General features: G+C 66.5%; 20 protein-coding genes and 7 pseudogenes. 7 read left to right on the top strand and 20 right to left on the bottom strand.

The window, feature by feature from the left end:
• Window positions 1–37 precede the first annotated feature (37 nt).
• Window positions 38–806, bottom strand: a pseudogene (locus tag QSK17_RS17345) (IS256 family transposase); the annotation flags it as partial.
• A 1030-nt stretch (window positions 807–1836) separates the two neighbouring features.
• Window positions 1837–2217, bottom strand: a complete 381-nt coding sequence (locus QSK17_RS17340) for a hypothetical protein (RefSeq protein ID WP_285705846.1) — start codon at window positions 2215–2217, stop codon at window positions 1837–1839.
• Window positions 2218–2762: 545 nt separating this feature from the next.
• On the opposite strand from QSK17_RS17340, the gene QSK17_RS17335 reads away from it, so the two are divergent.
• Window positions 2763–3278 carry a hypothetical protein gene (locus tag QSK17_RS17335; RefSeq protein WP_285705845.1) on the top strand — a complete coding sequence of 172 codons (516 nt, stop codon included), beginning with the start codon at window positions 2763–2765 and terminating at the stop codon, window positions 3276–3278.
• Between the two features lie 207 nt (window positions 3279–3485).
• Here the strand turns inward: QSK17_RS17335 and QSK17_RS17330 are convergent, their stop codons facing one another.
• The 18 genes and pseudogenes from QSK17_RS17330 to QSK17_RS17250 form a co-directional block, all read right to left on the bottom strand.
• Window positions 3486–4820 (bottom strand): tyrosine-type recombinase/integrase, encoded by a 1335-nt coding sequence (locus QSK17_RS17330; protein WP_285705844.1) that lies wholly within the window; start codon window positions 4818–4820, stop codon window positions 3486–3488.
• A 474-nt stretch (window positions 4821–5294) separates the two neighbouring features.
• Window positions 5295–5828 (bottom strand): kinase, encoded by a 534-nt coding sequence (locus QSK17_RS17325; RefSeq protein ID WP_285705843.1) that lies wholly within the window; start codon window positions 5826–5828, stop codon window positions 5295–5297.
• A gap of 132 nt (window positions 5829–5960) precedes the next feature.
• Window positions 5961–6523: pseudogene (locus tag QSK17_RS36440) on the bottom strand (tyrosine-type recombinase/integrase); the annotation flags it as partial.
• A pseudogene (locus QSK17_RS17315) lies at window positions 6443–6640 on the bottom strand (acyl-CoA dehydrogenase family protein); the annotation flags it as partial. The pseudogenes QSK17_RS17315 and QSK17_RS36440, both read right to left, overlap by 81 nt.
• A 265-nt stretch (window positions 6641–6905) precedes the next feature.
• Window positions 6906–7889: an NADPH:quinone oxidoreductase family protein gene (locus tag QSK17_RS17310; RefSeq protein WP_285705841.1), complete on the bottom strand. Its 984-nt coding sequence runs from the start codon at window positions 7887–7889 to the stop codon at window positions 6906–6908.
• Window positions 7890–7903: 14 nt separating this feature from the next.
• Window positions 7904–8125: a biotin/lipoyl-binding carrier protein gene (locus QSK17_RS17305; protein WP_285705839.1), complete on the bottom strand. Its 222-nt coding sequence runs from the start codon at window positions 8123–8125 to the stop codon at window positions 7904–7906.
• A 25-nt stretch (window positions 8126–8150) separates the two neighbouring features.
• Window positions 8151–9506: an acetyl-CoA carboxylase biotin carboxylase subunit gene (locus QSK17_RS17300; protein WP_285705838.1), complete on the bottom strand. Its 1356-nt coding sequence runs from the start codon at window positions 9504–9506 to the stop codon at window positions 8151–8153.
• 9 nt (window positions 9507–9515) lie between these two features.
• Window positions 9516–11048, bottom strand: coding sequence for an acyl-CoA carboxylase subunit beta (locus tag QSK17_RS17295; protein ID WP_285705837.1), 1533 nt, complete (start codon window positions 11046–11048; stop codon window positions 9516–9518).
• Between the two features lie 13 nt (window positions 11049–11061).
• Window positions 11062–13275, bottom strand: a complete 2214-nt coding sequence (locus tag QSK17_RS17290; protein ID WP_285705836.1) for an acetate--CoA ligase family protein — start codon at window positions 13273–13275, stop codon at window positions 11062–11064.
• Window positions 13276–13375: 100 nt separating this feature from the next.
• Complete coding sequence (locus QSK17_RS17285) at window positions 13376–13687, bottom strand: hypothetical protein (protein WP_285705835.1); 312 nt, start codon at window positions 13685–13687, stop codon at window positions 13376–13378.
• Window positions 13688–13740: 53 nt separating this feature from the next.
• Window positions 13741–13818: pseudogene (locus tag QSK17_RS36435) on the bottom strand (hypothetical protein); the annotation flags it as partial.
• A gap of 171 nt (window positions 13819–13989) precedes the next feature.
• A complete protein-coding gene (locus QSK17_RS17280) occupies window positions 13990–14892 on the bottom strand; it encodes a LysR family transcriptional regulator (RefSeq protein WP_285705834.1) in 903 nt (300 codons plus the stop codon).
• Window positions 14893–15461: 569 nt separating this feature from the next.
• Window positions 15462–16352 carry a LysR family transcriptional regulator gene (locus tag QSK17_RS17275; RefSeq protein ID WP_285705833.1) on the bottom strand — a complete coding sequence of 297 codons (891 nt, stop codon included), beginning with the start codon at window positions 16350–16352 and terminating at the stop codon, window positions 15462–15464.
• A 136-nt stretch (window positions 16353–16488) separates the two neighbouring features.
• The gene (locus QSK17_RS17270) at window positions 16489–17319 is read right to left on the bottom strand and encodes an SDR family NAD(P)-dependent oxidoreductase (protein ID WP_285705832.1); all 831 of its coding nucleotides are present in this window, start codon (window positions 17317–17319) and stop codon (window positions 16489–16491) included.
• Window positions 17312–18142, bottom strand: a complete 831-nt coding sequence (locus QSK17_RS17265; RefSeq protein ID WP_285705831.1) for an alpha/beta fold hydrolase — start codon at window positions 18140–18142, stop codon at window positions 17312–17314. The genes QSK17_RS17270 and QSK17_RS17265 overlap by 8 nt, the downstream gene beginning before the upstream one ends.
• A gap of 42 nt (window positions 18143–18184) precedes the next feature.
• The gene (locus QSK17_RS17260; protein ID WP_285705830.1) at window positions 18185–20095 is read right to left on the bottom strand and encodes a flavin-containing monooxygenase; all 1911 of its coding nucleotides are present in this window, start codon (window positions 20093–20095) and stop codon (window positions 18185–18187) included.
• Window positions 20092–20979, bottom strand: a complete 888-nt coding sequence (locus QSK17_RS17255; RefSeq protein ID WP_285705829.1) for an alpha/beta fold hydrolase — start codon at window positions 20977–20979, stop codon at window positions 20092–20094. Before QSK17_RS17255 ends, QSK17_RS17260 begins: the two co-directional genes overlap by 4 nt.
• Window positions 20969–21814, bottom strand: coding sequence for an ABC transporter ATP-binding protein (locus QSK17_RS17250; RefSeq protein WP_285705827.1), 846 nt, complete (start codon window positions 21812–21814; stop codon window positions 20969–20971). Before QSK17_RS17250 ends, QSK17_RS17255 begins: the two co-directional genes overlap by 11 nt.
• A gap of 525 nt (window positions 21815–22339) precedes the next feature.
• Here QSK17_RS17250 and QSK17_RS17245 point away from each other — a divergent pair.
• The 6 genes and pseudogenes from QSK17_RS17245 to QSK17_RS17225 all read left to right on the top strand — a co-directional run.
• A complete protein-coding gene (locus QSK17_RS17245) occupies window positions 22340–23215 on the top strand; it encodes an ABC transporter permease (protein WP_285705826.1) in 876 nt (291 codons plus the stop codon).
• Window positions 23216–23222: 7 nt separating this feature from the next.
• The gene (locus QSK17_RS17240) at window positions 23223–23924 is read left to right on the top strand and encodes an SDR family NAD(P)-dependent oxidoreductase (protein ID WP_285705825.1); all 702 of its coding nucleotides are present in this window, start codon (window positions 23223–23225) and stop codon (window positions 23922–23924) included.
• 135 nt (window positions 23925–24059) lie between these two features.
• Window positions 24060–24275, top strand: a pseudogene (locus QSK17_RS17235) (IS256 family transposase); the annotation flags it as partial.
• Complete coding sequence (locus tag QSK17_RS17230) at window positions 24272–24748, top strand: hypothetical protein (RefSeq protein ID WP_285705824.1); 477 nt, start codon at window positions 24272–24274, stop codon at window positions 24746–24748. The pseudogene QSK17_RS17235 and the gene QSK17_RS17230, both read left to right, overlap by 4 nt.
• A gap of 35 nt (window positions 24749–24783) precedes the next feature.
• A pseudogene (locus QSK17_RS36430) lies at window positions 24784–24885 on the top strand (IS5/IS1182 family transposase); the annotation flags it as partial.
• 20 nt (window positions 24886–24905) lie between these two features.
• Window positions 24906–25049 (top strand): annotated as a pseudogene (locus QSK17_RS17225) (IS5/IS1182 family transposase); the annotation flags it as partial.
• Window positions 25050–25061: the final 12 nt, after the last annotated feature.

The following is a 25061-nucleotide window of genomic DNA, read 5'->3' as shown; positions in this document are numbered from 1 at the left end:
AGATCAGAAAGTATCGGCTTATTTCTTGACGGCTTCAGTGGGTTCGACAACGCTGCCAGGACGCCCCGGGCAGGGTGGCGCCGATCGCCTCGACCAGCCCGGCGTGGGCATCGGAGATGACCATCTGCACCCCGGACAGGCCTCGAGCCACCAGGCCGCGCAGGAACGCCAGCCAGCCCGCGCCGTCCTCGCGGGAGGTGACGTCCAGGCCGAGGATCTCCCGCTGACCGTTGGCGTTCACGGCGGTGGCGACCAGGGCGTGGACGTTGACGATCCGGCCGCCCTCGCGGACCTTCTGCGTCAGCGCGTCCAGCCACACGAACGCGTACGGCCCGCCGTCCAACGCCCGGGTGCGGAACGCCTCCACCTGCTCGTCCAGCACCTTGGCCATCTGCGAGACCTGGCTTGGAGATCCCGGTGATACCGAGCTGCTCGACCAACTTGTCCACCCGCCGAGTGGATACTCCGAGCAGATAGCTGGTGGCGACCACGCTGACGAGGGCTTGTTCGGCACGGCGGCGGCGTTCCAGCAGCCAGGCCGGGAAGTACGACCCCTGCCGCAGCTTCGGGATCGCCAGCTCGACCGTTCCGGCACGGGTGTCCCAGTCGCGGGCGCGGTAGCCGTTGCGAGAGTTGGTCCGCTCGCCGCTGCGCTCGCGATAGGAGGCGCCGCACAGGCTGTCGGCCTCGGCCGACATCAACGCCTCGGCCATGGTCTTCACCATGGATCGCAACAGATCCGGGTCGTCGGTCTCGATCTGCTTCGCCAGCCAGCCGGCAGGGTCCACACTGTTGTTCACGGCCATCGCCTTTGTTCTCCTTCGATCTTGACTTCGCAATCACGAAGGACCACGCGATGGCCGTCCTCATTTCACGACGCCACGCCTCTACGAGCGGAAACTCTTACACCACTTCCGTGGACGCAACCGTGGCTGGCCCGTGCGTACGGCTGCGCGTGGGATGCGCGGCCGCCGTACTTTTTGATCTTGATCGGGTGTCACAGCCGGGGCGTCGCGAAGTGTCGTGGCACCTGTCACGAGGCGCTGACCTGTAGCCCCCCTCCCGCATGACACCTCGACCCCTTCGCGGGCGTCACACGCCGGCTGGCTCCGGCTGCAACATGTCCGCCCGGATGATCTGGTAGCAGTGGCGCTCGTCGGCCCGTTCGAGCACACCGCCTTCGATTAAGGAGATTGAGTTGGCCGACGTACCATGTCCGGGACAGGCCCGTCCGCTGCCGTACGGCGCGTAAGTCCTTCGTCGCGAACTCCGTCCGACCCTCGGCCACCCACACGCGCAGTTGGTCGAGCAGTACCCCGCGGGCCTCCTGCGGCTCCATCTTCGGGCCGGTCCGCGCTGGGAACTTCGCGTCATTGTCCGCCTCGATCGGATCGTCAGGACCGGCCTCGATCTCCGGCGACGGGTCCGGACCGCCACGATCACCCGTCCGCTCAGCCACGCTCTCGCCTGATCCCAACGCCGACGACACCACCAAGACCGCGCCCGAGCCAGCAACTACTGGAAACGCTGGCTCAATACGCGCCGTCCGGCTTGTCCGGGAAAGCGGCCGCTGGGGTGCCCGCCTACTTGCGGATCCGGCTAGCCTCCGGGGAGAAACCCTGCCGCGCCTGCCGGGCGGCCTCAGCCGTACCGCGTCCCAGGTCGCCGCCCGTGCGCTGACCGTGCTGGCCGGTCATGTCGACCACATCGCGGACGCCATCGATGCCCAGGCCGCTGCGGCTGGCCCTCGCAGGGACATTTCATCCCAACAGGTCAGGGCGCCAAATAAGCGCCAAAGTGCGGATCGGAGAATTCTGTTGAGAAAATATCCCCGAGTCATGACAAACGGCTAAGCCAGATAGGCGCATTGCAGTGATCCCAGACGACATCACTGATACGCACGCTTCCTGTACACAGCTTGAACACCTTGATTCTGCTGATGTATGTCCGGTCGCTGTCGCACCCTCCCTGAGGCGCCTTGACTGTGTAGATGCTCGGATCGATCGGATTGTCGGTCGCGAATTCCGCTTTGAAATGCAGATCATCGCTGGCATCGAGGTCGCATACGCGCACCTGTTTTCGGTCAGCGCTTACCGTCACCATGCCCGAATCGGTGTAGTAATCGCTCCACGGTCCAGTGCTGGCGAGAGCGGGCTTGGTTGGCAAAGCTGCAACGACAAGAGCAGCCAATGCCGCTATGGAGTGATGCACGAACACGTCACGGAAAGTAATCGAACGTCACTTAGCGTGCAAGCGGACTCTCCGGGAGTAGCTCGGACACCATGCATTCGACCACCAGCCTCGCATCGGACATGGCGGAAACATTCCGAAATCTCGACAACGTTGAGGCCCATCATCCGATTCGCCTATTAAAACAAATATCCGCCTATATCGCTTCAATCGGGATATGACTACAACTCCAGCAACACCAACGGCGACTTAGGCGATGAATCAATCAGCCCTTTTAGCATTCGCATGGCAAGCCCTATCCGCTCCGTCGATAATGGCGTGAATTCCGCTGTTCGTTCACTATCGCGGCGCATCGCAGGGCACGTGTGACTCCCGGGGGTTCAATCATGTGGAGCCGTTCGACATCTGATCGGGACGATCAGCCTCCGGCAGCCACCTCTGGCGAATGGCCCGCCACGCTGTCCGGACCGGACGCGCGTCGACTGCCCGCATCGCCCCGTCAACGCCGGCCCGCCCTGGCCGTACTGGCCGTCCTGCTCATCCTCGGCGGCACATCGGCCACCGTCATGCTCATGCTGGACAGCAGCGCCCGGGTCTCAGCGATCCGCATCACCCAACAGGTCACCGCCGGACAACCACTCGACCGCGCGGGCATGGAAGAAGTCCGGATAGCCGACACCGGCATCAGCTATCTGCCCTGGTCAGAGCGCACGACATACGCCCAGCGCTTGGCCCGCGTGACCCTGCTGCCGGGCACCCTTCTCACCAGGCAGATGACCGCCACGGCGAGCGAGGAAATCATGCCGGGCAGGGCCCGCGTCGGCTTGGCCCTCAAACCCGGCCAATTCCCCGCCGAACTCGAATCCGGCCAGCGCGTGCAGGTCATCTACCTGCCCAACCAGGACGGCACCGACCGTAAGAGCACCGTGCTGGCCCAAAGCGCGCTGGTCGAGACAGTCAACGAGCCAGGGCCCCACGGTTCGTCTCGCCTCGTCAACGTGATCGTGGACAGCGCTGTATCTCCCCAGATCGCCGCCTACGCCTCCAACGGCCAGATCGTCCTTGCCTATCTCCCGGGGGCGCATTAGGCGTACTACCGGGACAGGTTGGCAAGGCATCGGCGACGCCACCCAGCAGAAACATGCTGAGCTTCTGGCACATGCGCGTGAGCGCTCCAGCTTCTCCAGCCGGGCATCTGTACAAAGTAGATCGCAAAGGAAGACCCGCTGGCCACCAGCGCGATCACCTGGGGAAATGACGCAGGGCGGGCCAGGGGCGTGTCCCGCCCGCCCAGATCATCGCCGAGATCGGGACCGGGTACGGGCGAGGGCGTCGAGCGCTGTTTGGTCGGCGTCCGGGAGCGTGTGAAGGTACTTCTCGGTGGTGGAGATACTGCCGTGGCCAAGGCGTTCCTTGACGACCTGAAGATCAGCGCCGCCGGCGAGGAGCCAGGAGGCGTGGGCGTGGCGGAGGTCGTGCATCTTGACCTTGAACTCCAGGCCTGAGGCGGCCAGCGCGGGCCGCCACACCTGGTCACGAAACCAACGACGCGGTATGTGGCCGTCGGTGTCCCACTGCCGAGCGTGACGCGGTCCGTCCTTGCCGGCGGCTCGTCGTTCTGCCCGATAGACCGCGTAAGCGTTCTTGCAGTGCCGGCAGCGGCACTTGCCCGCGGCGTACGCGCTGAGCGTGCCGTGCCGATACCGCCGCCCGGCCGCGTTCGGTTCGGTCAGACCCAGGTGCTCGACCGGCTGTGCTTGTGACTGCGGCGCAGGCTCCTCGGGGCGGTAGACGAAGAGCAGGTCGTCGCGCTCCAGCTTGTTGTCCTTGATGTACTGCTTGAGTTTCGCGGCGATCTGCGGGGTGAGCTTGAAGCGGCGGAACTCCCTGTCCTTGGGGTACTCCTTGATCAGGAACCGCTTGCCTTCCGGATGATGCTTGGGGTTGATCTCGACGACCGTGCGGCTCACGGTGACGATGCAGTTGATGAGCTCGAGGTCCTTGACGCGGAGTTCGGTGAGCTCACCCCAGCGCATGCCGCTCTCTATGGCGGTTTCGGCCAGCAGGCGGGTCTCCTCGTCGGGCAGGGCGAAGTAGAGCTGGTCGAACTCCTCAGGGGAGACGATGCGCAGCGGCTTCTTCGGGACCGTCGGCGTCTTCACTCCCTTGCACGGATGCAGCACAGTGACCTGGTCGTTCAGCGCCGTGGTGAAGATGCCACTGAGGATCGACTTGTTGAGCCGGATGGTGGCGGGCGAGAGCCCACAGTCCTGCTGGTCCTTCACCCAGGCGCGCACGTCACTCGGCAGGATCTCGATCATGCGCATCGGCCCGAACCACTTCATGATGTGCGCGTAGATCGAGTACGTGTAACCTTCCCGGGTCGTGGCCTCCATCAGGTGATGCGGCAGCCACTCCTCCTCGACGTATCTGCGGAAGGACTGCTTGCTTCGGGCGGGGTCGCCTGCTCGGCCTTCTGCGACCTTCGCCTCGGCCTGCTGCCAGGCCTTGTCGGCCTCCTTCTTGCTGGAGAAGGTTCCCGCAGACAGTTCTCGACCTCGGAGGTCCGTGTAGTACGCGGTGTACCTCGGCTTGCCTTTGATGCCGAGGCGTTTGCGCGAGAAGCCCATGCCCTCCCCCAAGATCGTCTGACCGTCATTTGACCGTGGACTGTGTGCGAGCTGGTGACAGCGGCTGGGATGGCCTGGCATCGCGATCACGCGGTCTACCTGGAGTTTCTCTCACCCGCCCCGATTACTCAAGGTGACGAATGAACGTCGAAACGCGACTGGGGGTCAAGGGGTCGCAGGTTCAAATCCTGTCGTCCCGACCGCGTTTACGCAGGTCGGAGAGGGTGTCACGAGATCACGTGACACCCTTTTCTATTACTGAGTGACTAACTGAGTGACTGTCACCGATGACACGGAGACAGGTGTCTGTCGATGCCGTATTCCCCCATAGGAATCAGGGGTCCGCTCGTATGGGTCTGCCCTTACCTACGGCGTCGCTGACCGTGCGGTCGGACGATGTCTTTCGTGTAAAGGGGCGACAGGTTCAAATCTGCTGCCGACCGGACCGGATCCGCAGCGCCGCCACAAGGCGAGTCACGGGTCGATCCGCGCCGAGGCCGGCCGGGCCGCGCTGAGCAGACGCTGAGCCGTCGCGTCGAGCGAACTGTCCTCGCCTATCACCGTCTCCCAGTCGCCTGGCAGCAGGTCTCGTTCCCGGTACCACTCCCGCATCTGGTCCGGGGAGAACTCGAGCCGCTGCGGCCTCGTGTCATGCCGGCGGAGGGTTTCCGGGAAGGACACGTCCAGGTAGAAGAAGGCGCTCATCCCGGCGTGGTCGCGGCGCAAAGCCTGGAGCATCGTCCCGTACCGGCTGGCGGTGAGGATTCCCTCGAGCAGGACGCTGTATCCGTGGTCGAGTGAGTATCGGACGATGGCGTCGATGAGCCCGATGTTCACTCCCCCGGGCACGTCTCGTTCCCGCAGGAGTTCGCGCCGGATGGTGTCCTGGCTCACCAGCGCCAGGCCGCGGCCGTAGGCCGCTCGTACGGCGCGGGCGGCGCTGGTCTTCCCGGAGCCGGAGTTCCCGCGTACGACGATCAAACGGGTCTGATGCGAACCGGTGCGCACAACGTCAGCGTACGGAAAGCGGGTCGCCGACAGCATCGCCTTTCGCGGTGGAGACCGACGGCGTCCTTGCGGTTCGCACGGCACGCCAGGGGTGGCTCTGTGTCAGTGCCGCCCCTGGCGTGAGCGGTTTCGTCAGGAGAAGATGCGATCCATGACCTCGGCTCCGCCGAGGAGGACCGGGCGGATCTGCTTCCGGTAGACGGCCTCGGTCACGGCTGTGCCGCTGTGGCCGACAAGCCTGGCGATGTCCTCCAGCGGAACGCCGGAGTCGGACAGCAGCGATACAAAGCTGTGCCGCATCTCCCGTGGCGTCCAGTCTTGGGCCTTCAATCCCGCGACTTTCACGATCTTCCGAAATGCGCGTCGTACGTTGTGCGAGTCCAGGGGCGTGCCGACCTTGGAAGCGAAGACGAGATCGCTGTCGGTCCACTTGGCTCCGGCGTCCTGCCGTTCCTTGGCCTGCTGCGCCTGATGGGCGCGGAGCGCCTCCACGCATCTTTTGGAGAGGGGGGCTTCCCGGTAGAGGCGTTCGATCTCGTATTCCTTCGAGAAGCCGTAGCCGCCGTGCCCGCTTCGAGATCGTTGCGCTCGCCGCGGTCCTTCTTGCGTGCGGCCATGACCATCATCTGGTGCGCGGCCTCGACCTTGGTCGCCATGTCGGCGAGGCGGAACTGCACAGCCTGGTGGTCGGCGATCGGCTTACCGAAATTCTCGCGCTGCTGGGCGTACCCTATAGCGAGTTCGAACGCGCGCAGCGCGACGCCAAAGCCCCGCGCGGCCACGTTGACGCGGCCGACCTCGACGCCGTCCATCATCTGGTAGAAGCCGCGTCTCGGCGTTCCGCCGAGGATCTGGTCCGGCGACGTGCGGCAGCCGCTGAAGATGAGCTCGGTGGTGTCGACGCCCTTGTAGCCCATCTTCTCGATCTTGCCGGGAACGGTGAGGCCAGGTTCGACCTCACCGAAACCCTGCTTCTTCTCGACCAGGAACGTGGTCATGTTCCGGTAGACCGAGTTCGCTCCTTCGTCGGTCTTGACGAGCACCGCCCCTTCCTTCGGTTCTGATGCGCCGGGGGCTTTACGGCTGGAACACCAGCCGGCCCACCGTCTCGCCATCTGCGAGACGCTGCAGCGCGGCCGCTACGTCCGGGAGTGCGAACCGCTCGCTGACGAATGGGGCGACCTCCCCCAGCTCGGCCAGCCTGGCGAGTTCCGCCTGGCAGGCGGCGACCGAGGCGGGGTCCTTGCTGTTGTAAAGCCCCCAATGGAGTCCGAGGATCGAGTAGTTCTTCACTAGGGCGTGGTTCAGTGCGACGCGCTGGATCACACCGCCTGCGAAGCCGACCACGAGGATGCGCCCCTCGAAGGCGATGCACTTGGTCGACCGCTCGTACACATCGCCGCCCACCGGGTCGTAGACGACGTCGGCACCTCGCCCCTCCGTCTCGCGCTTGACGACCTCGACGAAGTCCTCGGCGCGGCGATCGACCACCACGTCGGCGCCGAGCCGCTTGGCGTACTCGGCCTTCTCCGGTCCGCCGACGACGCCGATCACGCGGGCACCCGCGGACTTGCCGAGTTGTATCGCCGCGCTCCCCACGCCTCCGGCGGCGGCGTGCACCAGCAGGGTCTCCCCCGGTTGGATCCGGGCGCGGCGGTGCAGGCCGAACCAGCCGGTCTGGTAGCCGATGAACAAGGCTGCCGCCTGCGCGTGGTCCAGCGACGTCGGTGCCTCGTAGGTCGTCAACTCATCCATGAGGGCGTACTCGGCGAAGCCGCCATGGGGAAGTGCGCACAGGCCCAGGACACGCTGCCCCACGGCGAGGCGGGTCACCTCACTGCCGACAGTCACGATCTCGCCGCACAGTTCGGACCCGGGGGTGAACGGCAGTTCAGGCCGGATCTGGTATTCGCCTCGACACAGCAACACGTCGGGGAAGTTCGCGGCGCTCGCCAGAACTCTCACCAGAACCTGGCGGGGTCCCGGCTGCGGGACCTCGACCTCGCACAGTTCCAGGGCATCCGCCGGGTCGCAGAGTCGCGTAACGGACCAAGCCTTCATCGTCATCACATCCGTCAGTTCGTCGAGAGGTCCACGAGCGGCTGCCCCGGGCTCACCCTGTCGCCCTCTGCGACATGCAGGGCGACGACGAACCCCTCGGACTCCGCGAGTACCGGGATCTCCATCTTCATGGACTCAAGGATCATGAGCGGGCACTCCTCTTCGACTGAGTCGCCCGGTGCCACCAGGATCTTCCACACGTTCGCGTTCATCTCCGCCTGGATGGTCTCGGCCATCGGTCAGTCTCCTATCAGGGCTTGTCTACGGCTGTTTCGACTTCATGTTCGCGACGATGCTCGTGTCGTAGTGCCCCGTGGTGAACGCCTCCGAGCGCAGGAGATCCCTCAAGAACGGCAGGTTCGTCACCACACCGGTGATCTCGAAGTCGTCGAGCGCGCGCCGGACACGCGCGAGCGCTTCATCCCGTGAGTCACCGAACGCACACACCTTGGCCAAGAGCGGGTCGAAGAACGGAGTCACTTCCAGGCCTGCCGCATAACCGGCGTCCACCCGGATCCCGGCCCCCTCCGGCTCCTTCCAGGTGTCGATAACCCCGGGGCTGGGGAAGAAGCGGCGAGGGTCCTCCGCACACACACGGACCTCGATGGCGTGCCCGCGCAGCACCGGCTCGAACCCGGGGGCGGTTGTACCGGTCTGAGCGATGCTCAGCTGCTGCTCCACGAGGTCGACTCCGAGGGCCAGCTCCGTCACCGGGTGCTCGACCTGGATCCGGGTGTTCATCTCAAGGAAGACGAACTGGCCTGTTGCGGTATCGAGCAGAAACTCCACCGTCCCCGCGTTCACGTAGTTCACGACTTCGGCCGCCTTGACGGCACACCGGAGCATGCGCTCCCTGGTGCTGGCGTCGAGAGCCGGGGCGGGGCTCTCCTCGACGAGCTTTTGGTGACGCCTCTGAACCGAGCAGTCCCGCTCCCCAAGCACGATGACGGAGCCGTCGGCCAGGCCGAGGATCTGGACCTCCACGTGGCGCGCCGTCGAGACGAACCGCTCGACGAAAACCCGGCTCGAACCGAAGCTCCTCTCCGCCATCGACTGGGTACCGGCGAACGCCTTGCGCAGCGCGGCTTCGTCGTGTGCGACGGCCATGCCAATGCCGCCACCGCCTTCGGAGGCCTTGACCATGACCGGATATCCGATCCGGCCTGCCTCGGCCACCGCATCATCGACGGACGCCAGCGCGTCGGCTGCTCCCCCGCTGACCGGTACGCCGACCGCGGACACGGCACGTCGCGCCTGGACCTTGTCACCCATGGTCCGGATGGCGTCGGCTGGTGGCCCGATCCAGACCAGACCGGCATCCGCGACGTCCTGTGCGAACTGGGCGTTCTCTGCAAGGAATCCGTAGCCGGGGTGCACAGCAGTAGCCCCGACGCTCAACGCCAGCCTGATGATCTGCGGACCGTCGAGGTATGCCTTGACCGGCGCTTCTCCTTCAAGCGGCACGGCCCGGTCCGCCTCGCTGACGAACGGCAGAGCCGCGTCGATGGGGTGGTAGACGGCGACCGACTCGATACCGAGCCGTCGCGTCGTGGCGATCACGCGCCGGGCGATCTCACCTCGGTTGGCGACAAGCACACGCTGTGGAAAGGAACTCATCTTGGCTCCTCAGTAGCTCGTCGGCCAGGTGCTCAGCAGGTGCTCTCCGACACCGCCGGTCCGAGCCAGGTGGTTGTCCCTCAGCGCGGCAAGGACGAAGGAACGGGTGTCGACGGGGTCGATGACGTCCTGGACGCCATACACGCGGGCGATGTCGTAGGCCGTCGAACCGCGGGCCATCTCCGCCAGTCGTCGCTCGTACTCTTCGGGGTCGCTCTCCGGCTGGATGCCGTACACGACACTCACCGCGGAACGCGGGTCCATGAAGCTGATCTCCGCACTCCACCAGGCGGCCGTGGCATCGGCCGTGAAAGCGCCCCCCATGTTCACGAAAGCCTGGCCGTAGTTCTTGCGCATCATCACGGTGATCTTGGGAACCGTGACGAGCGACAGCGCATTCATCCAATTGATCACCTTGCCGGCGACCTTGTCCCGCTCGGCCTCTAGTCCGATCAGGAAGCCCGGCTGATCGACCAGGAACAGAATGGGGATGTTGTAGGAGTCGCAGAGAACCAGGAAGCTTGTCGCCTTGTCGCACGCGTCCGCGTCGATGGCGCCGCCCTTGAACATCGGGTTGTTCGCGATCACGCCGACCGTCTGCCCCCCGATCCTCGTCAGGGCGGTCACCAGGCTCTTGCCGTAACGCGCCTTGATCGGAAAGACCGAGCCGTTGTCGGCGACTACCTCGATCACCTTGCGGACGTCGTACACCTGGGTTCGCGACTGCGGAACCAGGGTGCGCAGCTCGTGCAGGCGGTCTTCCGAGCCTTCCGTGATCGGAGCCGACGGCGGAGCCTCACCGTTGTGGGCAGGCAGATAGGACAGGAAACGCCGGATCAGCTCGATGGCCTGCTCGTCGGTGTCGGCGACCGCGTCCGCGAAGCCGGTGATCTCGGAGTGGATCCGCCACCCTCCGAGGTCCTGACCGTCGACCTCCTGTCCCGTGGCCCGGCTCACCAGGCCCGGGCTCGACACGGCCATCACCGAGCCCTTCCGGAAGACGGCGAAGTCCGAGGAGACGGTGTGCCACGCCGCAGAGCCGAACGAATAGCCGAAAACGCCCGATGCCCATGGGCTCTCACGGCACCTCAGGAAGCGAGAGCGGTCGTTGCCCTGCCCCATACCGGTGCCCCCCATGACATCCGGCATGCGGACCCCGGTGGACTCGGCCAGGTAGATGAGGGGCATTCCCCGCCTGGTGGCGAGGTCCTTCATGTGCTGCATCTTCTTGTTGCTGACCGAGCTGCTCGAGGCACCCTTGACCGTGAAGTCGTAGGCGATCACCGCTGCCCGGCGACCGTCGATGTCGCCCGTGCCGGTGACCTTGCCGTCAGCAGGGGTGGTGTCCTTGTCCGCATCGACCGGTGAGGTCGCGAAGAGCCCGCTCTCCGTGAAGGACCCGGAGTCAAACAACAAGTCGACGCGCTCTCGCGCATTGAGCGCACCGGCCGCCGCACGCTTCTTGAGCTTGCGATCGCCTCCCATGGCCAAGGCTGCGGCGCGACGCTCCGCATGCACCGCCTCAGCACGCTCTTCCATCATCGCCGTCCGCCTTTCAAGCGTGTTCGAAGGATCGCTGGGGAGACCTAGACATCCGGGAGGCCACCTTCGCCTGATGTCTCAGGAGGGCGCGCGCAGCGGTCGCGGCGTCCTCAAGCTCAGGGAAGACCGGCATGCGTAGGGCCAACGCCCGCTTGGCGTATCCGCGGATCTGCGACTCGGTGTCAGGTTTGCCATCTGTCTTGAGCACGAGGAAGTGGTGGCACGGCCGCGCGGCGGAGTCGCGTGCCCGCGCTATCGCCTCGATCAGCGTGCCGGTGACGTCACCGTGGGTCTCGGCAAGATTCCTCTGGATGATGCCGACGTTGAAATGCGAGATCACGATCGCGGGACTGCTGAACTCCAGGATGGTACGCAGGATGTCCTCCGCGATGCCGCCGCGATTGACCGCAAGGGAACCGGCCGGCACATCGATGGGGTTGAGCAACCCGTTGCCAGGCGGAAGGCCGAGGCCGTTGAGTCTTTCGATGGCCGGCTCGGGCAGCGTTGGCGTGTTCAGCCCGTTCCGCTCCAGCGCATCAGCGGCGAGCACGCTTGCCCCACCGCCATTCCCGAACAGCACGGCATCGAAGCTCTCGGTCGCGATGCTCCTGTCGGCAATGTCCATGGCCAGCAGCACGTTGATGAACTCATCCAGGGAGTCGACGAGTTCCACACCGGCCTGGCGCGCCAGCGCTGGCCACAGCCGGTGGTTGCCGGACAGCGCACCTGTATGACTCATGGCCGCTCGGGAACCATCGGCTGTGCGGCCTCCCGCCAGTAGCACGATGGGCTTGGAGCATTCGCGGTGGACCAACAGGTCGAGCACGTCGCGGGCCGCCGCGAGCGACTCCAGGTACAGGCCGACCACAGTGGTCTCCGGAGTGTCGAGCAGGTACTCCAGGAGCTCCACAGCCTTGACATCGGAGCCGTTTCCGATGCTGGTCACACTGTGGAAGGCGAGCCCCCGCGACTCCCCGAGCCGGAGGATGTCGACGCTCAGACCGCCGCTCTGGGAGATGACGGCGACTCTCCCTTGCTCGCTGGGCGCCTCGGGAACGAAGGTGAGGCGCCCACTCGACGAGTGGGTGCCGAGACAGTTCGGACCGATGATCCGGGTGCCGACCGACCGCATCGTGTCGACCAACGCCCGCTGCAGATCCACGCCTTCGGCGGTTTCGGCAAAGCCACTCGACACCACCTGGGCGAACCTGACCCGCCCGGCACCCGCCGCGAGAGCCGTGGCGACCTTGGCCGCCGGAAGCGCCACATAGGCGTAGTCGACCACACCGTCGATCTCGCCCAGCGATACGACGGCCGGTATGCCCTCGATCGACTCGGCGCTCGGGTGGATCGGCACGATGGTGCCTGCGAACCCGTAGTCGATCAGGTTGCGGATGAACAGGTTGCCCCCGTTGGTGCCCTGTCCGCTGGCCCCCAGCACGGCGATGGTCTGAGGGCTGAACAGGTGCTCGAACGGCATCTCCCGGGCAGGCACCGGATCACCATGCGGGACGGGTTCGGAAGCGTCGTTGTCCTTCTGGACTATGAACCGGGCATCGACGGCAACCGCTCCCGAGGGGGATACGATGACCGGGTTGAGGTCGATCTCGGTGATGTCCGCGGGCATCGCGTCCAGAACGCCCCCGGAACCGGTCAGTCGCGCAATCAGTCCGACCAGGGCATCGAGATCGGCTGGCGCCTTCCCGCGGGCACCCTGCAACACGGGCAGTCCGCGGAGCTCCGCCAGCATATCCCGGATCTGGGCCGGTGACAGCGGAGTGACCCCGAAGGCCACGTCCTGGAGGATCTCGACGAAGACACCGCCCAGGCCGACCATGACGACCCACCCGACACCGGCTGTTCGGACCGCCCCCACAACAACCTCGACGCCTGCGGGAGCAAGCTCCTCGACCAGGAAGCCGTCGAGTGCGTGTCCGGCACGCGCGAGACCTTCGCGCATGCTGGTCGCGGCACCAGGCAGCTCGTCACGCTGCAGTCCGACACGGACGCCGCCTGCGTCGGATTTGTGGATCAGTGTCGCTGAAACGGCCTTGAGTACGAAGGGTGCGCTGAGTTCAGCGGGCACGGAGTCGATGTCCGTGACGACACAGCCCCTCGGAACCGCGATACCGAAAGACTGAAGAATCTCCTTGGCCCCAGCCTCAGCTAGGACACTTCTTTCACCACGACGTGCTTCATCAAGGGTCTTATGGACATTCGCGGACACGTGCCGAGGTATTGACTCGACTGACAACTGAAGATCCCTTACGTAAGATTGCGAGCTGTTCCGTCATGCCGACAGCGCGAGGGGTTGAACTTCAGTCTGGTCAGTACTTGAAGATCCGGGAAGGCGCATAGTCGTTACACGGTGATACCCGCGATCTATCGGAAAGAGCATCTTTGAGATCTGTTGTAGAGTGGGCGGAACCGTCTCCGGCGAGTTGCGGAAGTGCAACGTCGGTCAATGACGTTTTCTCAACAAGATCGATTCGGGCAGTAGGGCTTTCCCGGGCAGGAGCAACCGCGCGACCGTCCTTGGCTCCCGCCTGGCGGGCCACCTGGACCGTCCGGTCGAAGATCCGGTCCGGACGATCCGAGGCGGCCAGCCTCGCGCGCATGTCCACCAGCACCGTGTGCACGCGTCCGGGTGATCGAAGTCCAGCCCGCCGGCGGCGTACTTCCACCGCACACCGAAGGCGAACCGATCCACCGGCTCCCGATCCGACCAGCCCTCCAGCCGTTGTAGCAGCATCACCACGGCCACGATCATCGGCAACACCGACCTACGGCCGTCCTGGGCAAACAGGTCGGCGAACATCTTGCCCGGGAACAGGTTCCGGCACTCGCGGTGCAGCACCGCATCAACCAGGCACGCTACTTGGTCGGGGTCCCGCCAACGAGGCGACCCTATCCGTGCACCCGCCTTGGGCGAAACAGCCGGCTACTTGGTCGGCACCTTTCTGAGCAGGTTGAGGAACGTCTGGACGACGGGGCTGCGCAGTTGCCCCTGCCTGACGACAGCCGCGAGCCTGGTCTGGGCCCATTCGACCTGCAGCGGCAACAGGACGACCCCATTGCCGCTCACCGTCGAAGGTGCCAGCGTGTTTGCTATGGAGATGCCCACCCCGGCACGCACCATCCGCTGGGCGGTTTCGGCGCTGTCGGTGCTGTAGACGACACGCGCCTCGATGCCTTCGACCAACTTCTCAAAAGCACGCCGTAGGATGCTGCCCTTCTTGAAGAAAATCAGCGGCTCACCAGCGAGGTCGGAGACTTGCAGGGACTCCTTGCTCGCCAGGGGGTGGGACTCCGGCGCGGCAAGGACCAACCAACCGGTCATGAGATCGATGTAATGCAGTCGATCCTCATCGTCCTCTTTGTCCTCTTTGTCGAGGCCTAGACGTGTCAACAGTCCGACATCGAAATACCCCGCAGCAACCCCGTGCCGCACCATATCCGAGCCGCCCTCGGTCACCTCGAACCGGATGTTCGGATATTCGTCATGCAGTCGCTTCACGACGTCGGGGAGAAGCGTCAGGCTTCCCGTCGAGACGGTAGCGAGCCGGACACTGCCGATTTTCAGGCCGTCGATGGCGCTGGCCTCCTGGCGCAGCAGATGTTCCGCGCGAATAGCGGCGATGGCGTGCGGAAGGATCCGCTCTGCGGCGTAGGTCGGGCGCACGCCGTGCGCACCTCTGAGAACGAGCACGACCCCGAGGTCCTCTTCGAGCCGCTGCACCTGGTTCGTGATCGTCGGCTGGGAAACCCCGAGCTCTCTCGCAGCCTGGCGGAACGATCCCGTACGTAGCGCCGCTTCCAGGTATTGCAGCTGTTCGAATCTCATGACCACCTTTCCCGCGCACACGATCCACGGTCACCGTACGCCCGTTGGGTCACTTTCGAACACGTTCGACCGGCGACGCTTTTGCAGTGCGGACCGACGATGAGCGTAGCAGGCCACTGCGTCAAGCTAGGGGAATTTATGCCGCTTTCGGCAGATTTGTCTCAACGCAGCTCCATCGCCAGCTACTCGAATTCTTCAACGCCCCAAACCTCGCGAATTCACCGGCCACCGAATGGGCGTCACTTAGCGTTACGAACGGTGGGAGATATCACCCCAGGGCGATTTCATAGTCGCCCGATTGGGGTGTATCAGCCCGTATGTCCAATTCGTGAAAGCTACGGACTGTGACGGGCTTCAGCCTGTGATAGAGAGATGGCCTTCCGTCCGAGATCACGGGAGTTCTCACGCCCGGCCCGCTGCCACGCCCGGACATCGACACGCGTGCGGTGCGCTTGGAGCCAGCGCGACACGCGACCGACTCTGGAGCACATGCCCCCACCTGCACCAGGGGAGTCACGCAGGCACCATGGGCTCCTCAGCCCACGGCATTCACGACTGATGAGGAATCCTCATTGGTCACTGTTCATGAGCCGCAGCATCATCTGCACCACGGGCCCGCGCAGCTCGTCGCGCCGAACGATCGCGGACAGCGTCGTGCAGGCCCAGGGATCGTTGATGGGCACCAGCGCCACCCCGTTCCCGCTCACCGTTGACGGGGCCAAAGTGTTCCCGATCGCGATACCGACGCCGGCCCGGACCATCTGCTGGGCCGTCTCCGCGCTGTCCGTGCTATAGACGACCCGAGCCTCGACACCCTCGACGAGCTTCTCGAGGGCAGCGCGCAGGATGCTGCCCTCCTTGAAGATGATGAGGGGCTCACCGTTGAGGGCCGACTTGTCGAGCGCCTCCGCTTGGGCCAGGGGATGGTTCTCGGGCACGCAGAGCACGAGCCGGCCCGACCGAAGATCCACGAGATGCAGATGCTCTGCCTCGTGCTCGGTCTCCGGCAACCCCAGGCGCGTCACGAGCCCGATGTCGAAGTGGCCCGCGGCAACTCCTCGGCGCACCATGGCGGAACCGCCCTCGGTGACCTCGAAGCGGATGTTCGGGTGTTCCTTGTGCAGGCGCTTGACGAGGTCGGGAAGCACGATGAGGCTGCCCGTGGACACGGTGGCGAGCCGCACACTACCGATCTTGAGGCCCTCAAAGGCGCTGGCCTCCTGGCGCAGGAGGTACTCCGCACGGATGGCCGCCACGGCGTGCGGCAGGATCCGCTCGGCGGCGAACGTCGGGCGGACGCCGTTCGAGCCTCGCAGCACGAGGACGACCCCGAGGTCCTCCTCGAGCTTCTGGATCTGGTTGGTGATCGTCGGCTGGGAGACGCCCAGCGCCTTGGCCGCCTGGCGGAACGACCCGGTCCGAAGCGCCGCCTCGAGGTACCACAACTGTTCGAACCGCACTGTGACCCCTTCGACGAGATGCTGACCTGTCTCCAGAGCGTAGTTCGTCCGATCTCGGGCTTGTCGACGCGTTCGCGGGACTGCGCTTCCGAGACAAATGGCCGGGCCGCCCACCTGGCGGCTCGGCCGTCACCGGTCAGACAGGGACGTCGTCGAGCCCGGTCGAGTCCGCGCTCAGGGCGCCACCCTCGACGTGGATCGTCGTCCCGGTGATGTAACCCGCGGCAGGCGAAAGGAGGAAGGCGACGACCGCCGCCACCTCGAAGGGTTGGCCGAGCCTCCCGAGCATCGTCTTGGAGGCGAAGTGGTCCATGGCCTGGGCCCCGACGGGGTCTGCGAGGAAGCGCGGTGAGAGGAACAGGCCCGGCGCTACGGCGTTGACGCGCACCCCGGCGGGACCGTAGAAGCCGGCCATCTGTTTGACCCACAGCTCGAGCGCCGCCTTGGCCGGCCCGTAGCCCGGCGACGAGCTTCCAGACCGGGAGCCCATCACGCTGGACACGTGGACGATGGATCCCGATCCGCCCTCCGCGACCAATGGCGCGAGGGCCTGGCCCGCGAGGAACGCGTGCCTCAGGTTGACCCGGAAGTCCTCCTCCCAGTCGGAGGCACTGAAGTCGGGCAGGCGCTTGCGCGTCATCTTCCCGACGACGTCGACGTAGCCGTCGACGCGGTCCAGCGACCGGGCTGCGTCGGCCACCGCAACCATCCCGGCCTCCGTCGTAACGTCGGCGACGACGTGCGGGCACCCGAGCTCGGAGGCGAGGGCCGCGACGGCGTCGTCGAGGTCGACGAGAAGCAGCTTCGCCCCGAGGGCGTGCAGGATGCGGCACACGTGCTCACCGATACCGGCGGCGGACCCGAGCACGATATGGGTTTGCCCGTCGAGCCGGAAGAGGGCGCCATGGTCCACTTTCGTGGCGGCGATGGCCTCGCGGCTCCTCGTATCAGCGCTGACCTCAGCCACGCGCGACCTCCTCGAGAAACGCGGAGATCAGCGCCCAGGTCTGCTCGGGGTGCGTGATGTTGGGAGCGTGAAGCCGGTTCACCTTGACGACCTTGGCCTGCGGCAGCACCTCGACGACGTGCTTGGTCCACCCCACCTCGACGAGGACGTCGTCGAGGCACTCGAAGAGCAGCACCGGCGTGGTCGCACCGGTCAGCGACTGGGGGTACGGGTCGGCGGGCCGAGCGAGCCGGAGCGGCTCGGGCACGGCTTGGTGGATCGCCATCGTAGCCGCGTAGTGACCCGGCATACGGGCCCACTTCATCCGTCCGCTCACCTGGGCCTCGGCACCGTCGTAGTCGCCACAGAGAAGGTGGACGATGCGCGCCATGTCGGCGTCGGTGCCGTCGAACGGGCCGAGCTGCGCGCTGGCCGCGGCACGCCACGGGCCACCGGTCCCGCTGATCGTCGTGACCGAGGCGATCCGCGGGCGCACGCTCGGGTCCGTCAGCGCGCGCAGCGCAAGCGAACCACCGAAGGAGTTCCCGACGAGGTGGACAGGCGCGGTGACCCCGAGCTGGTCGAGAAGCGCGAACACATGACGCAGGCGGAAGCCGAACGGCGCTTGGTCGAGGCGCACCGACTTCGCGCTGCCGCCGAAGCCGAGCAGGTCGGGGGCCACGACAGAGTAGTTCCTCACCGCGAGGGCCGCCACCTCCCCCCACGTCACGTCTGCGCTGGCACCCCAGGCGCCGTCATGGAGGAAGACGACCGTCGGCCCTGTCCCGCCGCTCAGGTAACGGGTCTCCAAGTCGTTGACGGTGGTAGTGGTCTCGTCGATCACGCATTTCTCCTTGCAGATCCGGTCAGGTGGGGGCGGGTGCGCTCAGGTGAGTTCGTAGTGAGCGGCGTCCACGGCCGCGGTGCCCTCGAGATACCGCTGAGCGGGCAGCGGCCACATGATCGTCGACCGACCCTCGGCGTTCTGGTACCAGCTGTGGGTCTTGGACCAGCCCCAGACGCGCAGCGCACTGGCCTTGGTCACCTCCGCGCAGTAGTCGTCGAAGACGTCACGGCGCAGGGACATCGCCGACCTACCCGTCTCGAGCAGCAGCCGCACCGAGTCGGCCACGTAGGCGGCTTGGCACTCGAGGAAGAACACGAGATTGCCGTGGAGCACGAGGTTGGTGTTCGGGCCGTAGAGGCAGAACAAGTTGGGGAAGTCGGGGATCGTCAGGCCCATGTAGGCACAGGCGTCGATACCCCACTCGGTGTGCAGGTCCTTGCCTCCGCGTCCTGTCACAGTCATGGGGGTCAGGAAGTCGGAGGCCCTGAAGCCAGTGCCGAACACGACAGCGTCGACCGGGTGGTAGTCTCCCGGCGCGGTCCAGACTCCCTTGGCGTCGAAGCGCGCGACCCGGTCGGTGATGAGGTCGACGTTGTCGCGCCTAAGGGTGGCGACCCACGTCCCGTCGTCGCGGATGATGCGCTTGGCGCCGGGTGGGTAGTCGGGCAGGATCTTGGCGAACAACTCCTCGTCGCCACCGGCCTGGTCCGTGAGGTACGCGGTGAGTTGCACGCGCAGCGCCTCGTTGGCGGCGGACACCGCGTGCTCCGTCGGCGGGTAGTCCGGGTCGACGGTCGCGGCGTCGAGTTGGCCGATAGCCCGGGGCAGGAACAGGGAGAGGCGGTAGTAAGCGCGGTAGAGCGGCAGCGACCGCAGCAGCCACCGCTCGTCCTCACCGATGTCCTGGCGCAGCTCCGGGGTCGGCATGAGCCATGGGGCGCTGCGCTGGAAAATCGTGACGTGCTCCGCGGTCTTCGCAAGGGCCGGACCGATCTGTAACACGCTGGCGCCGGTTCCGATGACGGCGACCCGCTTGCCGGCGAAGTCCACCGTGTGGTCCCACTCCGCCGAGTGGAACACCGGCCCGTCGAAGCCGGACATGCCCTCGATCTCCGGCACCATCGGCCGGTTGAGCTGGCCCACCGCGCTGACGACGACGTTCGTCTCCCGGACGGAGGTCTCGGACGCCCCGGTCCGCCGCGTCGAAACGCGCCACACCTGGAGGTCCTCGTCCCACGTCATGTCGGTGACCTCGGTGTCGAACTCGATGTGCTCGAGCAGGCCGTTCTCCTCAGCGAAGCGGCGCAGGTAGCCGTGAATGACATGCTGGCGACCAAAGTAGCTCGGCCAGTCCTCGGGGAAGAAGGAGTACGTGTAGATGTGGCTGTGCACGTCGGTGCGGCAGTCCGGGTATGTGTTTTCCCACCACGTGCCCCCTACCTCGCCGCTCTTCTCCACGATGGTGAAGTCAACGCCAGCCTGCTTCAGCCGCAGCCCGACCAGCAGTCCGGAGATGCCGGCCCCGACGACGACGGCGCGCACCTGATGCCCCGGCGACAGCTCCTCGACGGACCAGTCGGGGCGGCGCGGGTCGGTCCCGTCGGCGACGAAGGCGGCCTCGAGCAGGGCGACCGGGGTCTCGACCCCCGAGCCGAGACTCCACTTCCCGATCTTCTCGAGGACACCGGCAGGGGGCAGCGACGTCCACGCCTCGCCGGAGTCGAGGTAGGACTCAAGCCGGGACAGGCAGTAGTCCCGGATCTCGGCGTCGAGGGTCTCGCCCAGCCCGCTCAGCGGGAGCGCCTCCGGCTGCGGGCGCCACTCCGGCCGCAGGACCTCCGTGTCGCCGGTGACGTGCGCGACGAGCATCAGCAGCGCAGGCGTTTCCGCCGACCCGAGACGGGCGCGGACTTCGCCGGCCGTGGGCAACAGACGCGGTTCAGTAGTCATCGCTTCTCCGTTGGTTGGGTCGTTGCGGCCTCACGGGCAGACGTCGCGGCGGCACCTCGGGACGCGGCGGACGACATACAGCGTCGGTTCTCGTCGAGGAAGGCCGCTATCGCCTCCGCGTAGGTGCCCGGCTCGGTCAAAGCGGCCAGGTGGGTCCCAGGGAGGACCTGGAGGCGGGAGTGGTGGAGTCCGGAGGCGAGCTCCTGCGACACCGGCAACGGGCTGCTGGCATCGTCGCGGCTCGCGATCACGAGGGCCGGGGCCGTCAGTCCGTCCATCGTGAACAGGCCGACGTCGGTCATCGCCTCGAGGACCGCGGCATGCACGTGCGGGTCGGTCGCCACGAACTGCGCCCGGGCCCGGTCCACGAGGGACCGCTGCACGTCGGGGCCGTCCCCAAACCAGCGGACCATGAGGTCGTCGGCCATGGCGGCGAGCCCGCCGGGCGCACGGACCGCGGCGATCCGAGCCCGGGTGCCCTCACGCGCGGACTCGGTGAAGGAGCCACCCGTCGCGATCAGCACGAGGGCGTCGACCCGGTCCGGAGCGGCGGAAGCCAGCGCTTGGGCGACCATGCCACCCATCGACAGGCCGATGACCGCGCTCGACTCGATGCCGAGGTGGTCCCACAGCGCCACGACGTCGTCCGCCATGGTCGCCAAGCTCATCGGCATCGGGCCGCTGCCACTGCCGCCGTGCCCGCGCAGGTCGGGCAGCACCAGGCGATAGTCGGCTCCCAGCGCGTGCGCCAGGGGCTCGAACCAGGTGCCGTCGAGGGCCAACGAGTGTAGGGCCGTGACCGTGACGGGGCCGCTGCCCACGACCCGGTAGGTCAGCGTGGTGCCGTCGCTGGCACGAAGGCTGCCCGACGGGTCAGTCGTCATCGCCGCCGGACTCCTGCCGACGCGCCTCGGCCACGTCCACCTCGTGGCGTAACTGGTCGTACAGGCTCACCACGAGCTCGCGGAAGCGCTCCGAGCTGCGCATCTCCTGGGTGCGTGGGCGCTCGAGGTCGATCGTCATGTCGGCGACGATGCGCCCGGGCCGGCTCGCCATGAGGATGACACGGTCGCTGAGCAGGATCGCCTCCTCGAGGTCGTGGGTCACGAAGATCACGGTCGGCCGCTCGGCTTCCCAGAGCCGGATGAACTCCTCCTGCTGCAGGGCCCGGGTCTGCGCGTCGAGCGCAGCGAACGGCTCGTCCATGAGGACCACCCGCGGGCTCTGTGCGAGCGTGCGAGCGATCGCAACCCGCTGCCGCATGCCCTGCGACAGGTGCAGCACGTCCGACTCCGCGAACTCGTGCAACCGCACCCGGCGCAGCCAGGCCGTGGCACGCTCGCGCCGTTCGGCCTTGGGCACGCCGCGTACCTCCAGACCCAACTCGACGTTGCTGCGCACCCGGCGCCACGGCATCAGAGCGTCGCGTGCGAAGAGGAACGCCACGTCCGCCGACGTGGACGTCACCTCTCGGCCGTCGAGGCGCACCGAGCCTTCGCGGGCCCGCAGCAGGCCGCCGGTCATCGACAACGCCGTCGTCTTGCCGCACCCGGAAGGGCCGACGATGCTGACGAACTGCGACGGCTCTATGTTGAGGTTGAAGTCGTCGAGTACCCGCACGGCCCGATCACCGTGGATGAAGCTGTGGTTCACGTGTTCGAAGTCGATGGCGAGACCTCGTGCCTCACCGGGTGCATTGAGCAGCGGGGTAGCCGTCATGGTCGTCCCTTCTCACCGTTCTTCTCACCCGGACAACCCGGGACTCGTCGATGACGTCGCCACCCTCGCGGACGCAGCACACTCGGAGGCGCAGCACACTCGGAGGCGCAGCACACTCGGAGGTGCAGCACACTCGGAGGCGCAGAGCTGAATCGGTGACGCCGAGCCGGCCCGATCCGACCGGTCCAGTGATGGTCATTGACGAGCGGAAAGACTGTCAAGGAAAGTCGGCCCGGGCAGCGACTATCGCACCGATAGGGCCAGACCGATTGCCTCACCGCCCGGCCGGCCCGACTCTGGACCTGTTCACCTGGCGTATCCAAGCCGGACACCGACGCCTACGGGAGGATCGGATGGCTCCCCTTCCCACCCCGACAGTCCGCGCTGCATGCCTGCCGACCTTCCGCGCGCAGGGTGGCGGCACCATCGTCGCAGCCGGCGGCCCCCACACCTCCACGCCTGCGGACGTCGACCTCATCCGACAGCCCCTGTGACCGCAGCAGCGGCCGGCACCGAGCGCGAGCCATGACCAGAAAGAACGCGATGACCACTCCCGTCCAGACCCAGACCAGTCCCCCGACGGCGACCAGCACGTCCGCGGAGGCAATGGAACGTGTCATCTTCGCCGAGCGCCGCGCTGCCCGGCGCAAGGAAACGATCCTCACGTGGGCGATCCGCATCGGGGTCGCGGCCATCTTCGTCAGCGTGTGGTATGTGGCCAGCAGCCGCAAGTTCATCGACCCGCTGCTCGTCTCGTCGCCCGACGAGGTCATCAGCGCGTTCGTGACCCAGCTGACCGAACCGCGGTTCTGGACCGACGTGGCCAGCACGTTCGGCGGAGCGATGGCTGGGCTGGTGAGCGGTGCCGCGCTCGGCATCCTCAGCGGTGTCGCCCTCGCCCGGTGGCCCGTCCTGGATCGCGCCGCAGGGCCGTTCCTTACGCTGGCCAACAGCCTTCCCCGACCCGCCCTCGCCCCGATCTTCATCCTGTGGTTCGGGCTCGGCGTCGCCCCCAAGGCACTCGTCGCGGCCAGCGTCGTCTACTTCGTCCTGCTCACCAACACCGCGAGCGCGCTGCGCGGCATCGACCACGACATCGACACCCTCGCCAAGTCCCTGTCGATGTCCCCGGTGCAGCGCTTCGTCAAGGTCGAGTTCCCGAGTGCACTGCCCACCATCACGGGCGGACTGCGCCTCGGCGCCGTCTACTCCGTCCTCGGCGCGGTCGTCTCCGAGATGGTCGGCGCCTACACCGGTCTCGGCCAGCGACTCGTCGTCATGACCAACAACTTCCAGGTCGCGGAGTCCTTCGCCGTCCTGCTCGCGATGGGCCTGATGTCCACCGCCCTCGACTACACGATCTCGGCCCTCGAGCGCCTGGTCCGCAAGCGGGCCAGGTGAGCGGCCGGTGAGCCCGCAGGCGCCCCTCGTCATCACCGGCGGATGCTCGGGCATCGGGGCAGCCCTGGTGGCGGCCCTCGGTGACGAGTGGCCCCTCGTCGTCATCGACCGGGAGCGGCCCGCCGCCCCCTTGGCCGGGGTCGCATACATCGAGGCGGACATCACGGATGCTGGCGACGCGGAGCGCGTCGCCAGCACGATCCGCGAGCAGCACGGGAGCATCGACGGTTTCGTCCACTGCGCAGCGGTCGCGACCTTCGCCGAGTTCTTCACCATGCCGCGCCCGGAGTGGGAGCGCATCCTCACGGTCAACCTCCACGGCACCCTCGCGATGACCCAGACGCTCGCCCCGCTCGTCGCCGACGGCGGCCGAATCGTGCTGTTCGCCTCGGCCACCGCGTTCAAGGGCCCGGCGAATGCCGCGGCCTACGTCGCCTCCAAGGCCGGCGTCATCGGCTTCGCCCGCAGCATCGCCGAGGAGCTCGGCCCGCGCCGGATCACGGTCAACACGATCGCCCCGGGCCTCGTGCGCACCCCCATGACGGAGTCCATCAGCCACACCGAACCGGCCACGGTCCTGACCCGCGTCATCAAGCGCGAGTCGACTCCCGACGACTTCGTCGAGCCGGTTAGGTTCCTTCTCTCGCCGGGGGCCGGGTTCCTCACCGGGCAGACCCTCGTCGTCGATGGCGGCGCCTTCAAGCACTGAGTCCCCCGGACGCGCCGGCGAGCAATGCTTGAGATCTGTGGATCGGCCGGGAAGGGGTGTACCTTCCCGGTGATCGTTTGAGGTCTCACACGCATGGCCGACGCGTCAACGTCGGCTGGGAAGGCACACCCGATGCTCGAGTCGACGTTTGCCACGGTCAGGCACCGCACGAAGGTGACCAAGGGTCCCGGATCCCGGGCGGCCGGACTGGCCATGGCGTTCAAGCTGATCGAGTCAGCCCAGGCCCGCTGGCGCGCTGTCAACGCACCCCATCTCGTCGCCCTGGTCCGCGCCGGGGCGACCTTCATTGACGGCAAGCTCGTCGAACGCCCCGAAGGGGTGGCGGCGTGAGCGGCTGGAGCGATACCGCGCAGTTGCCGGCCGACGACGAACATCAACGGTTTGCCCGTTACCTGCAGGAGCTGGCGGATGTCCGCCAGAAGGAGGAAGCCGAGCTGGTGCGGTCGGTCCTGCGCGATCCGGATACCGTGATGGCGCAGTCGGCGGTGGTCCGGCATCTGGACCGGCGGGCGGCGCAACTTCTCAACGACCCAGGGTTCGCCGACTGGTTCCACGCCATGTCCATGGCGATCGGAGAGCAGGAGTTCCTCGTCCACCGCCTGCAGGAATGGACCCTGCTCAGGGTGATCGCCGTCAATGCCCCCTGGAGGCCGGAGGATCTTCTTGCTGCCTCCGACTGGTTCCAGCGCACAGCCGTGCAGATCCTCACTTCACCGGCTGCACTGCGCCTGCTCGCCAGCGAGGGAAGGACACGACGCGTTCGAACGGCCGCCGACCGCTGGCTGACTGAGCAACGCCGATAGCTAACTCTTTTGATCCACAGGTCTTGACGATTTCTCGTGTGGTGTTCGAGCACGTCATCGATGCTCTGGTCCATGGATCGGGATACGAACGGATCGCGACGGCAGCCTGCTCGGATCGGACGATCAGGCGTCGTCTCAGGGATGGGTGCGACCCTGCCGCCGCTACACCGACCGCGACGGCCAGATCATGTACTTCTACCTGTACCTGTCCGCCGCGCTCGTCACCGTACGTCAACTCATCCAACGCGCCCGCAAGCTTTACCGCTGGGACACTCGCCCGACGACCAAGCGACTGAAGTGATCCCTATTGCCG

Source organism: Microtetraspora sp. NBRC 16547 (assembly GCF_030268965.1).
Lineage (GTDB): Bacteria > Actinomycetota > Actinomycetes > Streptosporangiales > Streptosporangiaceae > Microtetraspora.
The sequence above is the reverse complement of the archived record's forward strand: the minus strand, read 5'-3'. Positions and strand labels throughout refer to the sequence as shown.